This is a genomic window from Paraburkholderia graminis C4D1M, assembly GCF_000172415.1.
GTDB lineage: Bacteria > Pseudomonadota > Gammaproteobacteria > Burkholderiales > Burkholderiaceae > Paraburkholderia > Paraburkholderia graminis.
The window spans coordinates 40,368-58,484 of sequence record NZ_ABLD01000013.1 but is presented as its reverse complement, the minus strand read 5'-3'; the positions used below and the strand labels follow the sequence as shown (position 1 = coordinate 58,484).

At 64.6% G+C, this 18,117-nt stretch carries 17 protein-coding genes and 1 pseudogene; all 18 read left to right on the top strand.

The window, feature by feature from the left end; translation table 11 throughout:
• The first annotated feature begins 4 nt into the window (after window positions 1-4).
• Window positions 5-1,039, top strand: a complete 1,035-nt coding sequence (locus BGRAMDRAFT_RS20220) for a porin (protein WP_006050670.1) — start codon at window positions 5-7, stop codon at window positions 1,037-1,039.
• A 675-nt stretch (window positions 1,040-1,714) separates the two neighbouring features.
• A complete protein-coding gene (locus tag BGRAMDRAFT_RS33780; RefSeq protein WP_044021476.1) occupies window positions 1,715-1,957 on the top strand; it encodes a helix-turn-helix transcriptional regulator in 243 nt (80 codons plus the stop codon).
• Entirely contained in the window at window positions 1,954-2,256 is a 303-nt protein-coding gene (locus BGRAMDRAFT_RS20210; protein WP_044021475.1) for a hypothetical protein, read from the top strand. The genes BGRAMDRAFT_RS33780 and BGRAMDRAFT_RS20210 overlap by 4 nt, the downstream gene beginning before the upstream one ends.
• Window positions 2,257-2,738: 482 nt before the next feature.
• Complete coding sequence (locus BGRAMDRAFT_RS20205; protein ID WP_006050668.1) at window positions 2,739-3,587, top strand: ParA family protein; 849 nt, start codon at window positions 2,739-2,741, stop codon at window positions 3,585-3,587.
• The gene (locus BGRAMDRAFT_RS20200) at window positions 3,580-4,155 is read left to right on the top strand and encodes a hypothetical protein (RefSeq protein WP_006050667.1); all 576 of its coding nucleotides are present in this window, start codon (window positions 3,580-3,582) and stop codon (window positions 4,153-4,155) included. Before BGRAMDRAFT_RS20205 ends, BGRAMDRAFT_RS20200 begins: the two co-directional genes overlap by 8 nt.
• The gene (locus tag BGRAMDRAFT_RS20195) at window positions 4,152-4,799 is read left to right on the top strand and encodes a lytic transglycosylase domain-containing protein (protein ID WP_006050666.1); all 648 of its coding nucleotides are present in this window, start codon (window positions 4,152-4,154) and stop codon (window positions 4,797-4,799) included. Before BGRAMDRAFT_RS20200 ends, BGRAMDRAFT_RS20195 begins: the two co-directional genes overlap by 4 nt.
• A 36-nt stretch (window positions 4,800-4,835) precedes the next feature.
• Complete coding sequence (locus tag BGRAMDRAFT_RS20190) at window positions 4,836-5,177, top strand: TrbC/VirB2 family protein (protein ID WP_006050665.1); 342 nt, start codon at window positions 4,836-4,838, stop codon at window positions 5,175-5,177.
• 49 nt (window positions 5,178-5,226) lie between these two features.
• Window positions 5,227-5,547 (top strand): VirB3 family type IV secretion system protein, encoded by a 321-nt coding sequence (locus tag BGRAMDRAFT_RS20185; protein ID WP_044021523.1) that lies wholly within the window; start codon window positions 5,227-5,229, stop codon window positions 5,545-5,547.
• Between the two features lies 1 nt (window position 5,548).
• Window positions 5,549-8,015: pseudogene (locus BGRAMDRAFT_RS20180) on the top strand (VirB4 family type IV secretion/conjugal transfer ATPase).
• Window positions 8,015-9,172 (top strand): TrbL/VirB6 family protein, encoded by a 1,158-nt coding sequence (locus tag BGRAMDRAFT_RS20175; protein WP_006050661.1) that lies wholly within the window; start codon window positions 8,015-8,017, stop codon window positions 9,170-9,172. The pseudogene BGRAMDRAFT_RS20180 and the gene BGRAMDRAFT_RS20175 overlap by 1 nt, the downstream one beginning before the upstream one ends.
• A complete protein-coding gene (gene virB5 / locus BGRAMDRAFT_RS20170; protein WP_006050660.1) occupies window positions 9,169-9,876 on the top strand; it encodes a P-type DNA transfer protein VirB5 in 708 nt (235 codons plus the stop codon). Before BGRAMDRAFT_RS20175 ends, virB5 begins: the two co-directional genes overlap by 4 nt.
• Window positions 9,877-10,066: 190 nt before the next feature.
• The gene (locus BGRAMDRAFT_RS20165; RefSeq protein ID WP_006050659.1) at window positions 10,067-10,810 is read left to right on the top strand and encodes a VirB8 family type IV secretion system protein; all 744 of its coding nucleotides are present in this window, start codon (window positions 10,067-10,069) and stop codon (window positions 10,808-10,810) included.
• 17 nt (window positions 10,811-10,827) lie between these two features.
• On the top strand, window positions 10,828-11,646 hold the full coding sequence (locus tag BGRAMDRAFT_RS20160; RefSeq protein WP_006050658.1) for a TrbG/VirB9 family P-type conjugative transfer protein: 819 nt from the start codon (window positions 10,828-10,830) through the stop codon (window positions 11,644-11,646).
• Window positions 11,639-12,856 (top strand): type IV secretion system protein VirB10, encoded by a 1,218-nt coding sequence (gene virB10, locus BGRAMDRAFT_RS20155; protein WP_006050657.1) that lies wholly within the window; start codon window positions 11,639-11,641, stop codon window positions 12,854-12,856. The genes BGRAMDRAFT_RS20160 and virB10 overlap by 8 nt, the downstream gene beginning before the upstream one ends.
• Window positions 12,853-14,004, top strand: a complete 1,152-nt coding sequence (virB11, locus tag BGRAMDRAFT_RS20150; RefSeq protein WP_006050656.1) for a P-type DNA transfer ATPase VirB11 — start codon at window positions 12,853-12,855, stop codon at window positions 14,002-14,004. Before virB10 ends, virB11 begins: the two co-directional genes overlap by 4 nt.
• A gap of 14 nt (window positions 14,005-14,018) precedes the next feature.
• On the top strand, window positions 14,019-14,420 hold the full coding sequence (locus BGRAMDRAFT_RS20145; RefSeq protein ID WP_006050655.1) for a hypothetical protein: 402 nt from the start codon (window positions 14,019-14,021) through the stop codon (window positions 14,418-14,420).
• Window positions 14,417-16,210 carry a type IV secretory system conjugative DNA transfer family protein gene (locus BGRAMDRAFT_RS20140; protein WP_006050654.1) on the top strand — a complete coding sequence of 598 codons (1,794 nt, stop codon included), beginning with the start codon at window positions 14,417-14,419 and terminating at the stop codon, window positions 16,208-16,210. Before BGRAMDRAFT_RS20145 ends, BGRAMDRAFT_RS20140 begins: the two co-directional genes overlap by 4 nt.
• Window positions 16,207-18,105: a PriCT-2 domain-containing protein gene (locus BGRAMDRAFT_RS20135; RefSeq protein ID WP_006050653.1), complete on the top strand. Its 1,899-nt coding sequence runs from the start codon at window positions 16,207-16,209 to the stop codon at window positions 18,103-18,105. Before BGRAMDRAFT_RS20140 ends, BGRAMDRAFT_RS20135 begins: the two co-directional genes overlap by 4 nt.
• Window positions 18,106-18,117 lie beyond the last annotated feature (12 nt).

Below are 18,117 nucleotides of genomic sequence, written 5' to 3'. Positions count from 1 at the left end.
AAACATGTGCACGGATGTGTGGGGAAGATGGAGCAAGGGGCTGGCCGCGCTATCGTTGTGCGCCACAGTGGGCGTGGCGCATGCGCAGTCGTCCGTTTCTCTTTACGGGCTGGCTGATGCATTCGCCGGGGTGGTACGTACGCCCGGCTCGGCGGGCAACGCATGGGAGGTCGGCGCAGGTGGGCTCTCGACATCGTACTGGGGCATGTCGGGCGCCGAGGACCTGGGCGGCGGCACGAAGGCGATCTTCACGCTCGAAAGTTTTTACCGGATCAACGGTGGCCAGTCGGGAGCATACAACGGACAGTCATTCTTTGGGCGCAGGGCGTTCGTTGGCTTAAGTGGGCAATTCGGTCAACTGACACTGGGGCGTAATGATTCACTGCTATTCGTCTCCACGCTGCTATTCAACCCCTTCGGCAACTCGTTCGTCTTCTCGCCGATGGTGGTCCACACTTTTGTGGGTTCCGCGATGGGCGCTGCCTCGGTGCAGAGTGACACGGCGATTGACAACTCGATGGTCTACCAGTCGCCGGAGATTGGCGGTCTGACAGGAAGTGTGCTGTACAGCAATGCAGGCATCGCGGGCCATGCCGGGCAGGCGAACTACAGTGCGAACGCGCTTTACTTCGCAGGCCCCTTCTCTGCGACCGCCGCAGTCCAGAGCCTTCACACCGCGTCGCTTTTCATGAATGGCGCCACGCAACAGACCGCGTGGCTGGCAGGAGCGGCATATCGCCTGGAGGCGGTCAAGATTTATCTGCAGTACGAACGGGTGAGCAACAACAACGAGCTCACCGACGATACTGTTCAGGTGGGGGCGAGCGCCCAGGCCGGCACGGGTAGCATCCTCTTCTCCTGGGCGGGTACACTCCGGCGGCCTGCACAGGGCGCAGATGTTCGCTGGTCCACAGTGGTGCTCGGATACGACTACCCGCTCTCGAAACGCACGGACGTCTATGCCGCGTGGCGGTATGACACGATGACCAGCGTCTCGTCTGGCAACAGCGTGGGTGCAGGCATCAGAATGAAGTTCTAGTCGACCGTTGCAGCATGCAGGCATGCCCGGAAGACCGGGCTTGCGGCAAGGCCGTATGCCGGCGAAAGAAAACTGGCGGGTCGGGCACACCGGAATCCCTCCATAGCGCGCCCGATGACGTCTCGGATCCGGGCGGCGCGGGTTGCAACGCGTCGCAATCACGCCGCGAGCGCAGTCGAAGCGTGACGAAAGATCCCGGGAGCGCAGCCGCGCGGCGTCGCTGGCGATTTCTCTGAGGCGCGCATGAATCGCTTTGGGGGGTGCGCTCGGACCGCTCTGCCGGCCTGCGATGCCCTGTAGCTGTTCCCGTGTCGCATGCTGATGCTCAACTGCCTGCTGACGCAACAATACATCAGGCGCCGTTGCCGTCGTTGTTGCCTGCGGGCAAGCACCCGATCAGACCGGACATGGCCTTAAATTCGTACCCGCAGTCTTCGCACACATATTCCTGGTAGACAGTGCAGGCGGCTACCGCACAAGCCCCCATCGTGACATTGATCGCGAGAATTATCGCCGTCGAAGGCGGATACCGTACGCGTCGCCCGCGCGCCGTTGGCAACCCCCGACGGGAGTTTCCCGTCGATAAGACGGGTTTGGAAACCGCACGCGAGTGCTGCTTGAATTCCCCCATGCACCGGCAAGCCGAGGCCGGCATTTTTTGTCGGGGGGAAGGCCATGTCAACTGCAAACAGTGAGGCACGGAGAATCCTGCGCCGCAAACAGGTGGAAGAGAGAACGGGCCTGTCGCGCTCAACGATTTACCGTCGCATGCAGGCAGGAACGTTCCCGCGCGCGATTGCACTGGGCGGCCGCCTGGTGGGATGGCGTGCGGCAGACATAGATCAGTTTCTGGAGAATCCCGCGCGTTACCGGGCACCTGCGCCTGTGCGCGAGCAGAGCGTGGATGGCGCGTCATGAGTCGCGACCTCGCTTTGGCACCTCTCCGCCAGCGGCTCGAGAACTGGGGTAACGCATCGCGCGGCGCCTATGATCCGGTCGATGCGGCCCGGATCACGAAAGCCTGGCAGACACTCCACATCCGGCATCGCGACATGCTGCGCATGGTCTATCTGTGGCACGCGCCCCGGGAGGTGGTCTGCCGTCGGCTGCGTATTCCGCGGCGCCCCGCCCAATGCTTCGAGCTTGAGCTCGCCGCTGCCCAGGCGGCGCTCGCGCGGGCCCTGGAAGGCGCGAGCCGGGATCGTGGAGGCGGCTGATCGCCGGGACCCAAACAGATAGTGGGCGCATCGCCGGGCCAATTCGTGCAGATGCGCAGCCGGCAGGTTGTGTCAGTGGCTGACGCCGCTTTGTACGGAACATTGGCATGACGGCTGGACGTTAAAATTTTTTCGGGATGCCGTGCGACGACCTGAGAACACGTGGGTAGAGGCAGTTCCAGCGGTGCGCCTGAGGGCACTTGCATAGCGCCCCGCGCTCGCCTAGATTGAAGCCAACAATCTGATCCGGTCAACGTGCGTAGCACGACCGAGTACGCGTTAGCGGCCCCGCAGTTCGATGTCTGTGCGACGACGTGGTGCGTGTGACGCATTCGCAAAAAAGCCTGCATGTGCAGGCTTTTTTGCTTTCTGATGCCGATCCAGTGATCCCCCGTTGAGCCCGCGGTCAGCCTCACGGGCGCCGCGGGCTTCTTTTTCTTCGCAGGTTCATCGACAGAGGGTGCGGCTGAGGATGATGAACCATGAAATCGCTTGCGATGGTTTCTACAAGGAGTAATTCGGGCAGGACGATGCTGACCTGTCTGCTTGCCCGTCACCTGCATCGTGAGAACCACTGGCGCGTGCTCGTGCTGGAGCTCGCTGAGCCGCCGCGCTGCGCACAGATGCTCGCCAGATGCGGACATGACAGGACAGCCTCCGGCAATCGCGTGCCCGGTCTGCCTGAGTGCGCCCAACCGATAACCGGTGGATGCCTTCGCGTCCTCAGCGCCGACGCCATCGACGCTCTGCGCTCGCGTGATGACCCCGCACGCACCCGCTATTACGCGAACCTTCGTCATCTGCTGTCTGCGGTAGCGCCGTGGTTCGACGTGTGCCTGATCGATGCACCCCTCCTGCCGGACCTGCGTGCTGTGTGTGCGGAGGCGCTGGCCGATGCGGTGCTGAGTCCGCTCGCGATATCGCCGGAATGTGTCGAATGCGCGTGCGCGGTGATCAACGGCACATACGGAATCCGCAATGTGCGCGCGCGACTGAATCCGGCCCTGTGCTTTGCCGGGCTTGTGCCGGTGGTCGACATCTCTTCGCCGATGGACGAAGCGTGGGTCAAGGTAGTGGAAACGACGCTGCGTGAATGGCTGATCGTGGACCGGGTCTTTCCCCGCGGATACGCCTGGCTGCCCCGTGTGACGTCCATCCGGCGTAATGCAAAACGTCCGGCGCTGCACAGCCGGGCCGCCGCACAGGACGCGCGGATACCCGAGGCCTCACCGACGGTGACCGCCTGTCTGGATGCGCTCTCACGGCGGCTTGATGCAATCGGGAGCGGTGCGGTGCACACCCTTCACGATACGCAGGTGTGCGATGCGTGACGCGGCCATCTCATTCGACATTGCGATCACCGGTCACGCGCTGCTGCGGGCGTTGCGCCGCTGGGCTACCGTCATCGCTGTATTCGTCGCTGGGTCAACCCTGGTGCCTGGCACTGCCCGTGCCGACGACTGGGGCTGTCAGGTGATCCTGTGCCTGTCCAATCCTGGCGGCCCTGAACAGTACGGCGAGTGCGTCCCGCCAATCGAGAAACTGTGGGCGGCCTTGCGCCGCGGCGACCCTTTTCCGGCCTGCGACTTCCGAGCAGGCGGCTTAGATGCCACATCGGCGGTGAACGTCTTTGCGAATGCCGGTTACTGCCGTGAGGATCTGCTGTACTGGGGTGGCCCTGAGCGCAGCGAGCTGCTGTGCAATGCGCGTGGCGCGATCAACGTCGAGATCAACGGCGCACTGTACACGCGGGTCTGGTGGGATGCGAGAGGCGCGGACCGCACGATCACGGAATTCTATGGGACCGGCAGTTCGGCTGTTCCTTATGACCCGACCCGGTCGGCACGCCTCTTTCTCGGGCGGGACGGGAGTTCTGGCGGACAGGGAGGTGGCCAATGATTCCGCTCGCCGCATTTCTCGCGCTGACACAGCAGTGCGCGCCGCCCGTGGCGCCCTCGACGATGGCAGCCGTCGTGCGGGTCGAGTCAGGCTTCAACCCGTACGCGATCGGCGTGGTAGGGGGACGCCTCGAGCGGCAGCCCGCAAATCTCGATGAGGCTGTTGCGACGGCACGCGCACTGCAGAGCGGCGGATGGGACTACAGCGCAGGGCTCGCACAGGTGAACCGCTCGAACTGGGTCAGGCTGGGGCTGACGCCGCAGGCCGTTTTCGATCCTTGCCTCAATCTCGCCGCCGGTGCTGCCATTCTGCAGGGCTGCTTCGAGCGCGCGAGCCCCAGATATCCGCAGGTGCAGGACGCATTGCGCGCGGGCCTTTCATGCTATGCGAGCGGCGACTTTTCCACGGGTTTTCGTACGGGCTACGTGCAACGGGTCGTCGCTGATGCCGCGCGCCCGGAACTTTTGGTTCCTCCGACGACCGCCCGCGTTCCACCCATTCGCGTGATTCCGTCCGGTCGGCAGGGCGCACCCTCCGATGCGTCGCGCGTCCCGCGTCCAACGCCATCGACCAGGAACGGGGAGCGAAACAGCCCGACCGGTGTAGTGGATGACCTGACGCAGGAAAGTGCCGTCGTCTTCTGACGGAGTAGAGCACGATATGTGCAGCAGGAGTATTTCATGAAATCAGGACTACAGATCAAGTGTGCGGCGATGGCGAAGGCGACGCGGGTTCCCGCGTCGGCGCGAGCCGGCCGGAACGGGCTCGGGATTGCGGCGCTATTGACGGTGACAGTAACACCGGCATACGCGCAGCTCTCGCAGGTCAACACACTGCTTACGACGATCCAGACCACGCTGCTCAGCGTGGGTGCGGTGGTGTGTTCCATCTCGATCATCTGGGCGGGCTTCAAGATGATGTTCCAGCACGCACGCTTTGGCGACATCGCCAACGTGTTCATCGGGGGCCTCTTTGTGGGCTGCGCCACGGTGATCGCAGCGATGCTGATCCCGACGAGCTAAGGCGCAGGCGCATATGAAGCCGCATATGAATCCGGATACGAATCCGCGCATGAATCCACTGTGCGATCCGGTCTTCAAGGGCTGCACACGACCGGCGATGCTCTGGGGGGTGCCGCTCGTGCCGTTCCTGATCGTGGGCGGCAGCATCCTGATTCCCGCGATCTGGGCGCTGCTCGCGAGTCCGCCGGTGGGTGTCGGCATTGTGCTGCTGCTGATTCCCGTCTTCGTCACGATGCGCTCTGTCACGCGCCACGATGACCAGCGCCTCACGCAGCTCGCATTGTGCATCCGTATGGTGTCTCGCCAGCGCAACCGCCGCTTCTGGGGTGCGCACGCCTACGTGCCGTTGCGCATCAGGAGGAGGTGCTGACATGCGCGTACAGCCGCAACTTGCCGACGTGGCCGGACGCGAGGTCGTGCTCGCGGACTTCGTGCCGTTTTCCTCGCACGTCACCGACCACGTGATCCGCACGCGCGAAGGGGACTATCTGCGTGTCTGGAAGATCGCGGGCATCGCCTTCGAAGCGGCTGATCCAGGCGACATCCTTGTGCGTCACGAAGGATTTAACCAGCTGGTGCGCAGTCTGCCGGGTGGCCACACGGGGCTCTGGTCGCACCGGATACGCCGGCGCGTCACCGACCACTTCGCGACGCCGTACGGCAACCGGTTCTGCGAGGAACTCGCGACGCGCTACTACGCGAGCTTTGCCGGCTACCGGATGATGGCCAACGAACTGTACCTGACGCTCGTCTACCGTCCGCACCGCACGCGCCTGGGGCGTTTCTTCAGTCAGGCGGCACGCCGCACCCCCGCTGATATCCGGCGGGACCAGCACGAAGCCCTGAAGGTGATGGCAGAGCTTGCCGCCCAGCTCGAGTCAGTCTGAAGCCCTGGGACCCGGTGGCGCTCGGTGTCTACCGCAGCCGATCCGTTACACGCAGCGGCCGGTGCGTTTCTCGTCGGCACTGGAGTTCCTCGGCTATCTCGTGAACGGTGGATGGGAGTCCGTGCCTGTCCCGTCGGGCCGTATTGCGGAGGCACTGCCGACGTCGCGGCTGTTCTTCCGGACGGAGAAAGTCGAGATCCGCATGCCGGGGGCGACGCGTTATGCGGCGCTACTCGACCTTAAGGACTATCCCGAAGAGACAGAGCCAGGGATCCTCGACGGTCTGCTCTATGGCGATTTCGAGTATATCGAGACCCAGAGCTTCACGATCCTTGACCGGCCCACGGCGAAGGAGGCGCTCGAACGCCAGCGCAACCAGCTGATTGCGGGCGAGGATGTGGCGGTGTCGCAGGTTCAGGCCATGGATCGGGCGCTGGATGACCTGGTCAATGGTGATTTTGTGCTCGGCGAATATCACTATTCACTGGCCGTGCTCGGCGACCGGCCCGATGAGGTCGCGCGGCACGTGGCGAAGGCGCGCACACAGCTCGCGGACGTGGGCTTCCAGACGGCGCTCGTCGATCTGGTGGCGGACGCAGCGTGGTTCGCCCAGTTGCCTGGTAACTGGCGCTACCGACCGCGCGAGGCAAAGCTCACTTCGCGCAATTTCTGTGGGCTCGCAAGTCTGCACAACTTCGCGACCGGCAAGCGTGATCGCAATCCGTGGGGCGAGGCGATCACGATCGTCAAGACGCCGAGCGGCCAGCCGCTGTACCTGAACTTCCATGCGACGCCCGAAAAGAAGGACTCGGGCGACGAAAAGGCGCTCGCCAACACACAGATCATCGGTCAGGCGGGTGCCGGCAAAACCGTGCTCGAGCTTTTCCTGCTCGCGATGGCGATGAAGTATGGCCTCACGGGCGTCGTCTACGACAAGGACCGTGGCACCGAGATCGCGGTCCGGGCGATGGGCGGCCGTTACACGGTGTTCCGGCGGGGGGTCCCGACGGGTCTGAATCCGTTTCAGCTCGATCCTGACGAGGCCGTGCTGGATTTCTGGGAGCGGCTGGTGCGCCGTCTGGTCGACACCGGCAGCCTGCTGTCGGCGAAGGATGAACTCGACGTTTCGCGTGCCGTGCGGGAGGTCGCACGCATGGAACGGCGGCTGCGGCGGCTGTCGATGGTCCGGCAGCTGCTGCCCGCCGTAGGCGAGAACAGCCTGCATGCGCGCCTGACGAAATGGTGCGCTGGCGGGCGGCTGGGGTGGGTGCTCGACAACCCGTCGGACCTGCTCGATTTCAGCGATAACCAGCTGTTCGGATTCGATGATACGGAACTGCTCGACGATCCGGAGGTGTCGACGCCAGTCACGATGTATCTGCTGCATCTGACTGAAAGCCTGATCGACGGCCGGCGCTTTGTGTATGTGATGACCGAATTCTGGAAACGCCTGGGCGATCCCGTCTTCACGGATTTCGCAAAGGACAAGCAGAAGACGATCCGCAAGCAGAACGGTCTGGGCATCTTCGATACGCAGTCCCCGGCCGATCTGCTGCGAAGTGACATCGCGCGGGCCCTGGTCGAGCAGACGGCCACCTTCTTTTTCCTGCCGAATCCGCGCGCTGACTACGATGACTACGTGCGTGGCTTCAAGCTGACTGAGGCCGAATTCAGCATCGTTCGGTCTCTCGGCGAGAACAGCCGCCTCTTCCTCATGAAGCAGGGTCACCGTTCGGCCATCGGCAGGCTGGATCTGGCTGGACTCGGTGATGTGCTCGACGTGCTGTCCGGGACGACGGACAACGTTGAACTGCTCGACGGGATCCGTGCGGAGGTCGGCGACGATCCTCTCGCGTGGCTTCCCGTGTTTCATGAGCGACTGGCGAAGCGTCGCGCGACCGGGCCCACACCCAGCGCGCGGGCCCGGCGTCTGCCGGAAAGAGGTGCGTGATGAGCGGCCTTTTCACCGCGGTCGGCGGCACGCTCGAGAACGGCATGTCGACGTATGTGACGAGCGTGTCCTCGGCCGTGTCTGGCGCGCTCGTACCCGTAGTCACAACGGCCCTGACGATCTGGGTCGTCGCATACGGGTTTGCCGTGGTGCGCGGCGAGGCGCACGAGTCGGTACCGGCATTCGCATGGCGCGGCCTGAAGGTGGCCATCATGCTTGCCTTTGCACTCGGCTCGGGCATCTACCAGTCACAGGTCGTCACAGCAGTGGAAGGCGCGACGACGGGCCTCGCCCAGACGATCCAGACCGCGGCGGCCAATGCCGGCACAGGCAACCCCGGCTGCGGAACAGTGACTGGCAGCAGCGTGGCAGGCTCGAGCGCGTCGGCCATTTATCAGACCCTCGACTGCTACGACCGTCAGATTGATCTGGTGATGGATGCGTACTTCAACAAGGCAACGCACGAAGGACTAAGCATCGCTGGCATCGTCGCAGGCATTGGCGATTTCGCCTGTGGGCTGGTGGCGGCACTCGGCGCTTCTGTTTTTCTGATCGTCCTCGCATTCGAGGTCGTGATGGCGAGGCTGCTGCTGGACCTGGTGCTCGGCCTTGGTCCACTGTTCATTGCCTGTGGCGCGTTCGGCGCGACCGCGCGATTCTTCGAGGCGTGGACCGCGAAGCTCGCCAACTATGCGCTACTGCAGGTGCTCATTGCAGCGTTTCTGGGCATGGCATTGACGGCGTTTTCAGCAGATCTTGCGCCGTTCGGGGTGACGACCGCGTCGCCCGATACGAATGCTTCCGCACTGACAGGGGCTGTTCAGGGTGCGCTCGAGAACGCTGCATCCTGGGGAGCGGGACTTGGGATGTGCGCAACTGGCGTGTTGCTGGCCACCATCGGCTGGCAACTGCCCGCAGTTGCGTCCGGTCTGGCTGGCGGCGCCACGTTGTCCGGGTTCGGCGCCTTCGCTGCGGGATACGTTGCACGGCAGGCACTTCGCGGCGTCGGCACTGCGATGCGCTTCGGACACGGTCCGCCGCAGCCGGGCGGAAAAATTTCCGATGGCGCCGCGCGAAGCGGTTCGATCCCAGCCTACCAGCGCGCAGCTCGTGAGCACCTGGGCGGCCAGGGAAACGATGGAGGGTCAACATCATGATCACTTCAGGTGTACGCCGCGCGCTGGTAGCCGCTGCGGCAGTGACGACCACCGGTCTGTCTCCCGGCGTCCGTGCGCAGGGAATTCCTGTGTATGACGCGCAGAACGTCGTGCAGGCCATCGCGACCGTGGCGCAGCTGAAACAGCAGGTGCAGCAGGAGCTTCAGCTATACCAGTCGCTCAGCGGCACGCGAGGCTTCGGCGAACTGATGAGCAATCCGGTCCTGTCGAAGTCGCTCCCGCCGAACTGGCAGTCCGTCTACGCGGCGATCCAGAACGGCGGCTATGCGGGGCTGACTGGCAGCGCGCAGACGTTGCGCTCGGCCAGCAAAATTTACGACTGCGAGGACCAGAGCGGCATCGACCAGCAGGTTTGCCAGCGCGCGCTGAACAAGCCTTTTCAGGACAAGGCATTCACAACCCAGGCGTACCAGACCCAACTTCAGGAGCTCGATCAGATCGAGGCCCTGATGCGGCAGATCAATGTGACGCAGGACCAGAAAGGCATCGGGGAACTGCAGGCTCGCATCCAGATCGAGAGCGCGGCAGTGGCCAACGAGATGACGAAGCTGCAACTCTTCAGGATGCTGGCCGAAGCAGAAGACCGGCTCATCACCGGGCAGCAGCAGGAACTCGTGCTTAAGCGCGCCGGCAATACGGCACGGCTGCAGGACCAGATGGTGCCTGCGAGTTTTGGCAACTGAGTTTGGCAACCGAGTCCGCAAACCGAGGAGGCTGACATGATCCGGTCCGTCGTTCCAGTCCTGGCAATCCAGTTAGTCGTACTGATTAATGGATGCTCGGGAAGCCTAGCCAAACCTGTGTTGCCGGACGGTTCACACCGCGTTCCGGTGAACACTGTGCCGCCCGTTCCACCATCGGATGGAGGCGGCCATGAACAGTGACCGCGACGTGCGCGAGTCAGGTGATTATCGCCGGGCACTCGATTTCGAGGTGTCGGTCACGCACCTACAGGAGCGCTCGGAGCGTCGGGCATGGCACGTGGCGGCGGCTTCCGTGGTGGTCGCTTTCCTCTGTGCGGTTGCACTGGCCGTGATGGTCCCTTTCTACCGGGTCGTGCCGCTGCCCATCGAAGTCGACCGTCTGACCGGTGAGGCGCAGGTGATCGACGTACTTGACGCGAAGCAGATGCGCATGCGCGACGTCGAGGACAAGCACTGGGTGGAGGTGTACGTGCGCTCGCGCGAGCGTTACGACTGGGGCCTTCTGCAGATGGACTACGACCGCGTGCTTGAAATGAGCGACGACCGTGTGGCGCGGGACTACCGGGCGATCTACAGCGGCCCCGACGCACTGGACCGCCAGCTCGGGGCGAACACGCAGCGGCGCATCCGCATCCTGTCGACGACGCTCGTGCCGAACGAAACTGGGCGTGCCGTCGTGCACGTCGAGCGTACGACGTGGAAGAACGCCATCGATAACGCGGAGCCGCCGCAGCGCTTCGTTATCACGCTCGCCTTCACTTACCGGCCGACCGCCTTCACGCGCGAACGCACGGCGATCGAGAACCCGTTCGGGTTCAGGGTGACGGCATACAGCCGCGATCCCGAATACACGCCTGCGGCGTCGGCACCTGCGGCGTCGGCGACATCGTCACCTGCTGCGGGCGGTGCGTGATGAGAAGGGGCAGGCTAATGCGAACCGTCGCGGTGGCGGCAGTGCTGGGTGGAGGCTCTGCCGGTGCCTGCGCCTATGACGTACCAGGGTGGTCTGGCGACTCGCGCGTGCGGCAGGTCGTGTACCAGCAGGACCAGGTGGTGCGGATTGTGGCGCAGCGAGGTTTTGCTACACACATCGCACTCGACCCGGCCGAGCACATTCTCGTGGTGGCCCCAGGTGACCGGGACGGCTGGCAGGTGGTTGCAAACCGCGGCGACCACGACGTCTACCTCAAGCCGCAGCTCGCCGCACACGATACGAACCTGGAAATCCGCACTGACCGGCATAGCTACAGCTTTGACCTGATCGTGCTGCCGCTTAAGGCCCGTTTCGGTAACGACGACGAGATGTACCGCATCACGTTTGTCTACCCGGACGCGCAGGCAGCGAAGACAAAGGCGGCAGACGATGCGGCGCTCGTGCGCGAGCGCCTCGCCCGGTCGCCGGTGGTACGCAACAGTGCTTACTCGATGCAGGTGATGCCGCACTCGGCGGACATCGCGCCGAGCGCCGCGTGGGACGACGGTCGCTTCACTTATATCCGCATTCCGGACAACCGCCGCATCCCGGCGATCTTCCGCGTGGCCGACAACGACAGCGAGAGCGTCGTTGACCGGCACATGGAAGAGGACGTCATCGTCGTACACGAGGTGGCCCGGCGTTTCGTGCTGCGTCTGGGCGACGAGGTGGTCGGTCTGTGGAACGACGCGTTCGATGTGGACGGCGTACCACCAGCAAACGGCACGACGGTGAACGGTGTGAAGCGTGTCCTGCGGAGCGACGGCCATGAATGAGCAAACGCCGCGCAATGTGATTGCGCCCGGGGTCGGGCCCGGGAGTGACCGTGAAAAACTCCCCGGTGCCATCAACGGTGAACTCCAGAGCCAGCCCGCAGATCGCGGCATGCCGGAGCTTGGAGAGCACAGCGGCCGCCGCCGTGCCTGGTGGCTTGCGCCGCTGATCATCGTGGCCCTCGTGACCGGCGGAGCGGTCTGGACGGTCCACGGCTTCCTCGCACGGCGCGATGCAGCGCAGAAGGCGAGGCGCGATGCCGTCCAGGACCAGCCGGTGCAGGGGCGGGTCTTCGCGGAGGGCAGCCCGCCAGCTTCGGTGGCCGTCGCAGTGGCGAGTGGGCCGGCGGCAGCGACCACGGGTGCGCCGGCTCCCGCTGCCGTGGCGCCCCGCCAGGTGCCGGTACGTTCGCTACCCGCGCGTAGCTACTACGACGCACCGCTGATCGCGGGGCAATCCGGTGGACCGGGCAATGGCGACGCCGGTTCTGCCGCGTCAGCGCCCGGCTCCTCAGGCGGCACGCAGCCAAACCTGATGCCCGCGGCCGGCGGCCTGTCCCAGGGCAGCAGCCCACTCGCCCAGGCGTTGACGCCGACGGTGACGCCCAAAGTGCGCGCGGGGTTTCTCGGCAATCGCAGCCTGATTCTTGCCGAAGGCGCCAAGATCGATTGTGCCGGCGATACGGCATTCGATTCGACGCAGGCGGGCATTTCGACCTGCACGGTGACAAAGAACGTCTACTCGGATGACGGCCATGTCGTACTGATTGAGCGCGGCTCGCAGGTCAACAGCGAATACCGCTCGAACCTCGCGCCCGGACAGAAGCGGGTGTTCATCCTGTCGGCGCGTATCAGGACGCCCGAAGGGGTCACCGTCGAGATCGATTCTCCTGCGGCCGACTCGCTGGGGCGCATCGGCGTGAGCGGCTACGTGAATAACCACTGGAGCGAGCGTATCGGCGCGGCCATGCTGCTCGGCATGACGCAGGACGCGATCGGCTATCTCGCGACCCGCGGCGGCAACAGCAACGGCCCGGTCGTGTTCGAGAACACACAGCAGCAGGGCAATGACATGGCCTCGCGCGTGCTCGACAGCACGATCAACATTCCACCGACGCTGACGCAGAACCAGGGGACCGAGTTCACGATTATCGTCGCCCGGGATCTGGACTTCAGTCCCGTCTATGCACTCCAGCCGGAGGGCGCGCAATGAATGCGTCGCCCGATATTCTGAATGACGCAGCGATGCGGGCCGACATCCCACTGCCGAGGCTGGCAGACGATGCTTCGGTGCGCGAGCTGATGCGGCCGTTTGCAGGACTGCTCAATGACGCGGCTGTCACCGAACTGGTGATCAACCGGCCACAGCGGGTGCTGACCGAAACCCATCTCGGATGGCAGGCACACGACTGTAGCGACCTCGACTTCGAGCGCCTCATGTCATTGGCAGTGGCGATCGCCACGCTTACAAACCAGGAGGTATCCGCGCAGCATCCGGTGCTCTCCGCACTGCTGCCGGGTGATGCGCGCGTCCAGATCGTGATCCCGCCGGTGGTCCCTCCCCGGACTGTGTCGGTGACGATCCGCCGGCCGTCCTCGCGCGAGAAAACCCTCGACGCTTACGGAAGCGAGGGCCTGTTCGCCCAGACACTGTGGCGCCGCCCGGCTGGACTCAATGAGGCGAGGCCGGCACTCCGCCCTTTGGGCCGCGACCTCGTCGGGTGCCTTGAAGCGCGCGATTTCCCTGCGTTCTTCGAGCTGGCGGTGCGCGGCCGGCTGAACCTCGTGATCGTGGGCAGCACGGGCTCGGGCAAGACGAGCTTCATGAAGACGCTGTGCCGGTACATCCCAGCCACCGAGCGCATCGTGACGATCGAGGACGTGCGGGAGCTATTCATCGCTCACATCGAGAACTGCGTCCACCTCATTTACAGCAAGGGCGGGCACGGCCACGCGCGGGTGACGCCTGCGGATCTGATCGCAAGCTCAATGCGCATGCGTCCTGATCGTGTGCTGCTCGCCGAACTGCGGGGCAGTGAGGCCTACGACTTCCTGAAGCTGCTGACGACCGGGCACTCCGGTTCCATCACGAGCTACCACGCGTCGAGCGCATCGGTCGCCATTGAACGGTTCGCGCTGATGGCGAAGGAGCATCCCGAAGCCGCCACATGGGACGACGCGGCGCTGCGCCGGCTGCTTTTCATGACGATCGATGTGGTGGCGCACATGGAGGTCACCGCGCTCTTCGATGAGTCCGGCGCGCAGACCGGCCGGCGCTGGTTGATGACGGAAGTCTGGTTCGATCCGCTGCGTGGCCATCGGGCGGACTATCAGACGGACTGTCAGGCGGACTTCCGGTGAAAGGGGGGCAGGTCATGGACATCGGAAAAGCAAGTGGAACAGGACGGTCCGCCAGCAGTCGGCTCCGGTACCACGCGCTGCTCGCGCTCCTTACCCTTGCAGTCATGGTCGCAGCGGCAGGGGGACTGGCGCTTGCGCTCTGGCTGGCATCGTTTTTCTTCGTCGCGAGTCAGCATGTCAACCCGCTTCATGCGGGGTTTCGCGCGTGGCCCGATGCTGCGTTGGCCTGGCATGACGGACGTCTGCAAGGACAGGGGCGGCGGCTTGCCGGTGCTGCGCTGTTCGGCGTGCTGCTGGCATTCGGCGCACCGGCGCTCGCCCTTTACACACTTCTCGAACAGTCCGGGCGCCGGCGGCTCTATGGCAGTGCGCGGTTTGCAGACGAGGCGGATATCCGCCGGGCAGGGCTGTTATGAGCGCGGCGACGCTTTCAGGCGGAAATCCACGCGGATACGCTGGGCCTGCGCTCGTCGTGGGCATCTGGCGTGGCCGCTATCTGCGGTTCACCGGGCAGCAGTTTGTGCTGCTCGCCGCACCGGCCCGTTCGGGAAAGGGGGTGGGCATCGTGGTGCCTAACCTGCTCAGCTATCCCGATTCGGTGGTGGTGCTGGACATCAAGCAGGAGAACTTCAACCTCACTGCGGGATTCCGTCGTGCACACGGGCACGATGTCTACCTGTTCAACCCGTTTGCGGAGGATGGCCGGACGCACCGGTATAACCCGCTCTCTGCGATTTCGGATGGGGTATTTCGCGTTGGCGACATTCTTGCGATCGGCTACGCGCTGTATCCGGTAGGCGGCCATGACGACTTCTGGAAGGACCAGGCGCGCAACCTGTTTCTCGGCATCGTCCTGCTGCTGTGCGAGTGGCGCGATGCGCGCCGCGGCGGCGACACCGAGGTGCCCGACTATCCGGTCACGATGGGCGAGGTGCTGCGGCAGTCATCGGGCAACGGCATGCCGGTCAAGGCATACCTGCAGCGGGCGCTCCTGCAGACCCGGCGGCTCTTGAGTGGCGCTTGCGTCGATGCGCTCAACCGCTTTCTCGCGAACGACGACAAGGTGCTCGCGAGCATCCTCGCGACCTTCAATGCGCCGTTGACCATCTGGGCCAATCCGGTTGTCGACGCCGCAACGAGTGCCAACGACTTCGACCTGCGTGACGTTCGCAAACGGCGCATGTCCATCTATGTCGGGATCACGCCGGATCATCTGGGCGAGGCGGCGCTGCTTGTCAACCTCGTGTTCTCGCAGCTCGTGAATCTGAATACGCGGCAGTTGCCCGAGGACAATCCGCAGTTGAAGGTTCAGTGTCTGCTGCTGATGGACGAATTCACGTCGGTTGGCAAGATCCACATCATCGCCCGCGCGGTCGCCTACATGGCGGGCTATAACCTGCGGCTGCTCTCGATTGTGCAATCCGTCTCCCAGCTCGAATCGGTCTATGGCCGGGCCGATGCCAGGACGTTTGTCACCAATCACGCGATGCAGATCATCTACGCGCCCCGTGAGCAGAAGGACGCGAACGAATATTCGGAGATGCTCGGTACCTTCACGGAGCGCTCACGCACTGTGAGCCGGTCGAACGCGGTCTTCGGTGGCCGCGGCGGGTCGAGCGAGAGTTTTTCCGAGCAGCGCCGTGCGCTGCTGCTGCCGCAGGAGCTCAAGGAACTCGGGCACGACAGGGAAATCATCCTGCTCGAGAACACGAAGCCGATCCTCGCTGAGCGCATCTGCTACTGGCGCGATCCGGTCTTCACGTCGCGCATGATCGCGGCTCCTGCGATTCCGGCAATGAACCTCGTGCGTTTCACCGCCCAGATTGAGCGGCGGTTAAGGAGTGTGCAACCTGAAGACCTGGATGAGGCCGGCATCGTACATATCTCTCCCGACTATCTGGAAGTGCTGCAGGCCTGGGATTCGCGGGATCTGCCACGGCATCTGGATGACATCAGCGACGACGAGGCGGCCACCTATGTCGAGCGGCACTTCGCCCTGCTGGGCGTGCCGGCTGCGCGCGTTGCCGCCGCAGTGCGTCGGCTGTCGACGTCTGATCTTGATGTTGCGGAGCTGCGCCCGGAATCTGGCGCGCCGCAGCGCGAAGCCTCGCGCCGTGCAGGCACAGTGCCAACGCAACCTGGCCGCGCCGCATCGCGCACGGCTAACGGCTCGAACGTCAAGCCGCTTCACGGAGAACGCCGATGAACAGGCGGTATCTGACTGAAGAAGAGCGTGCCCGTGCAGCGCTGGCAACGATCCCTGCCGAGGACTATATGACGTGGGTCGATATGGCTTTCGCGCTCAAGCAGGGATTCGGCGAGGCGGGCTTTCCCATCTGGGACGACTGGAGCCGCACCGCTCACAACTACAGCGAGAGTGCTGCGCGCGTGACCTGGCGTTCGGCCGGCGAGTCGGGCGGCAAGACGCTCGCGTCTCTGTACTGGCTCGCACAGCAGCACGGCTTCGATGTGCGGGCCTCGCGCGCGGCGTCGGATCCCGCAGAAAGGTCGCGCATGCTGCCCGTCGGTTCGTCCGTGGACAGGGCGCGGCACGATGCGCAGCTTCAGGCTCGCGTGCGCGCGCGACAGGCTGCGGTCGCGCGCGACGCGCTGGCGATCTGGACGTGGGCGCGGCCGGTGGGCCCCGCGCATCCGTATCTCAAACGCAAGCAGGTCAGGGCGGTTGCGACGCTGCGCGAGCTGGAGGCCGAAGAGTTGCGTGCGCTGCTCGGATACGCGCCGCGTAGTCGCGAGGAGCCGCTCACGGGGCGCGTGCTGGTGGTCCCGGTTCGTATCGGCGACACGCTCTCGACACTGGAACTGATCGATGCCGAAGGACGCAAGTCGGCTCTCGCGGGCGGCGCAAAGTCGGGTGGCTCCTGGGTGGTCGAACCGGACGTGTTCCGTGATCGGGCGGTGACGCCGATCCTGATTGCCGAGGGCGTCGCAACGGCACTGGCAGCGTGGCAGGCGACCGGCTGGTTCAGCGTCGCCGCACTGTCGAGCGGCAACCTGAGGCCGGTGGCGGCGATGTGGCGGGGCCGGTACCCGGATGCCGGGATACTCGTGCTCGCCGATTTGGGCGCCGGGTATGAGCATGCGAGGCAGGCCGCGCTCGGCACATCATCGCTGCTGGCCGAGCCACGCTTTTCGCCGCACGCACGCATTGCCGGCGACATGCCGACGGATTTCGACGACATGTTGGTGCTGTCCGGTCCCCGGGTTGTTGGTGAGCTTTTACGGGAGTCGCTAGGTGAAGCGCCGCAACCTGATGTGGCAGGTGGAGAAGCCGACGGACAGCCCGTGGTTGCACAGGGATCGGGGGCCGTATTCAAGCAGGGCCATGCACCGAAGGAGGACCATGCAATGGGCAATGTGAAAGAGAAACTTGTGGCTGATGGAGAAATGCCGGGTCGGCGTCGTACCTGGCGCCGTCGGGCCGGCCATCAGGAGCCGCCGGAACCAGCACTTCCGCAGCCAGCACCGAAGGAAAGCGCCGCGCCGGCAGTGGAAACGGCAACTGCGCACGCAAATTCCCAGCATCCGGACGGCGGTGTGGCAGCGCCGGCGCGGCGGCAGGTAGGCGAACCACTGTACGGACTCGACGAGGTACCGGGAGAGATCAAGGCACTCGCACAGCACCGCTTCGGCGCGCAAATCCGCATGGCGACGCCCCGCGAGAACGGTGGCCCGTACCGCGGCGAGGTTTTCAGCACCGAGCACTACCTGATCCAGGAGGTGTCCACGCGCAGCGTCGTATTCCATGCCAAGTCGGATATGGAGTTCGTGTCGGACCGTCTGCGGTGGATGGATGAGAATCAGCGGCTTAACGGCGCTGACCTGCAGGTCGGGTACGACGGCGCACGGGCCAGGGTGTATCCGTGGGACCGTGCGCGCGAGCTGCTTGAGCGCACGGTGGCATCGCTAAAGAAGTCCGCCCGCGACGTGGGTCTCGGGGGCGAGCTCGACGCGACGCTCGACCAGTTGCAGACGGCATCCTGGAGCCGGGTGAGGGAAGCGCGGGCTGCGGCGCTTGCGCAGTCGAAGGAGCGCGCTGCCCGTGAACAGGAGCAGGGACAGGGGCCGGGGAACCAACGCTGAACGTTTGGCGTC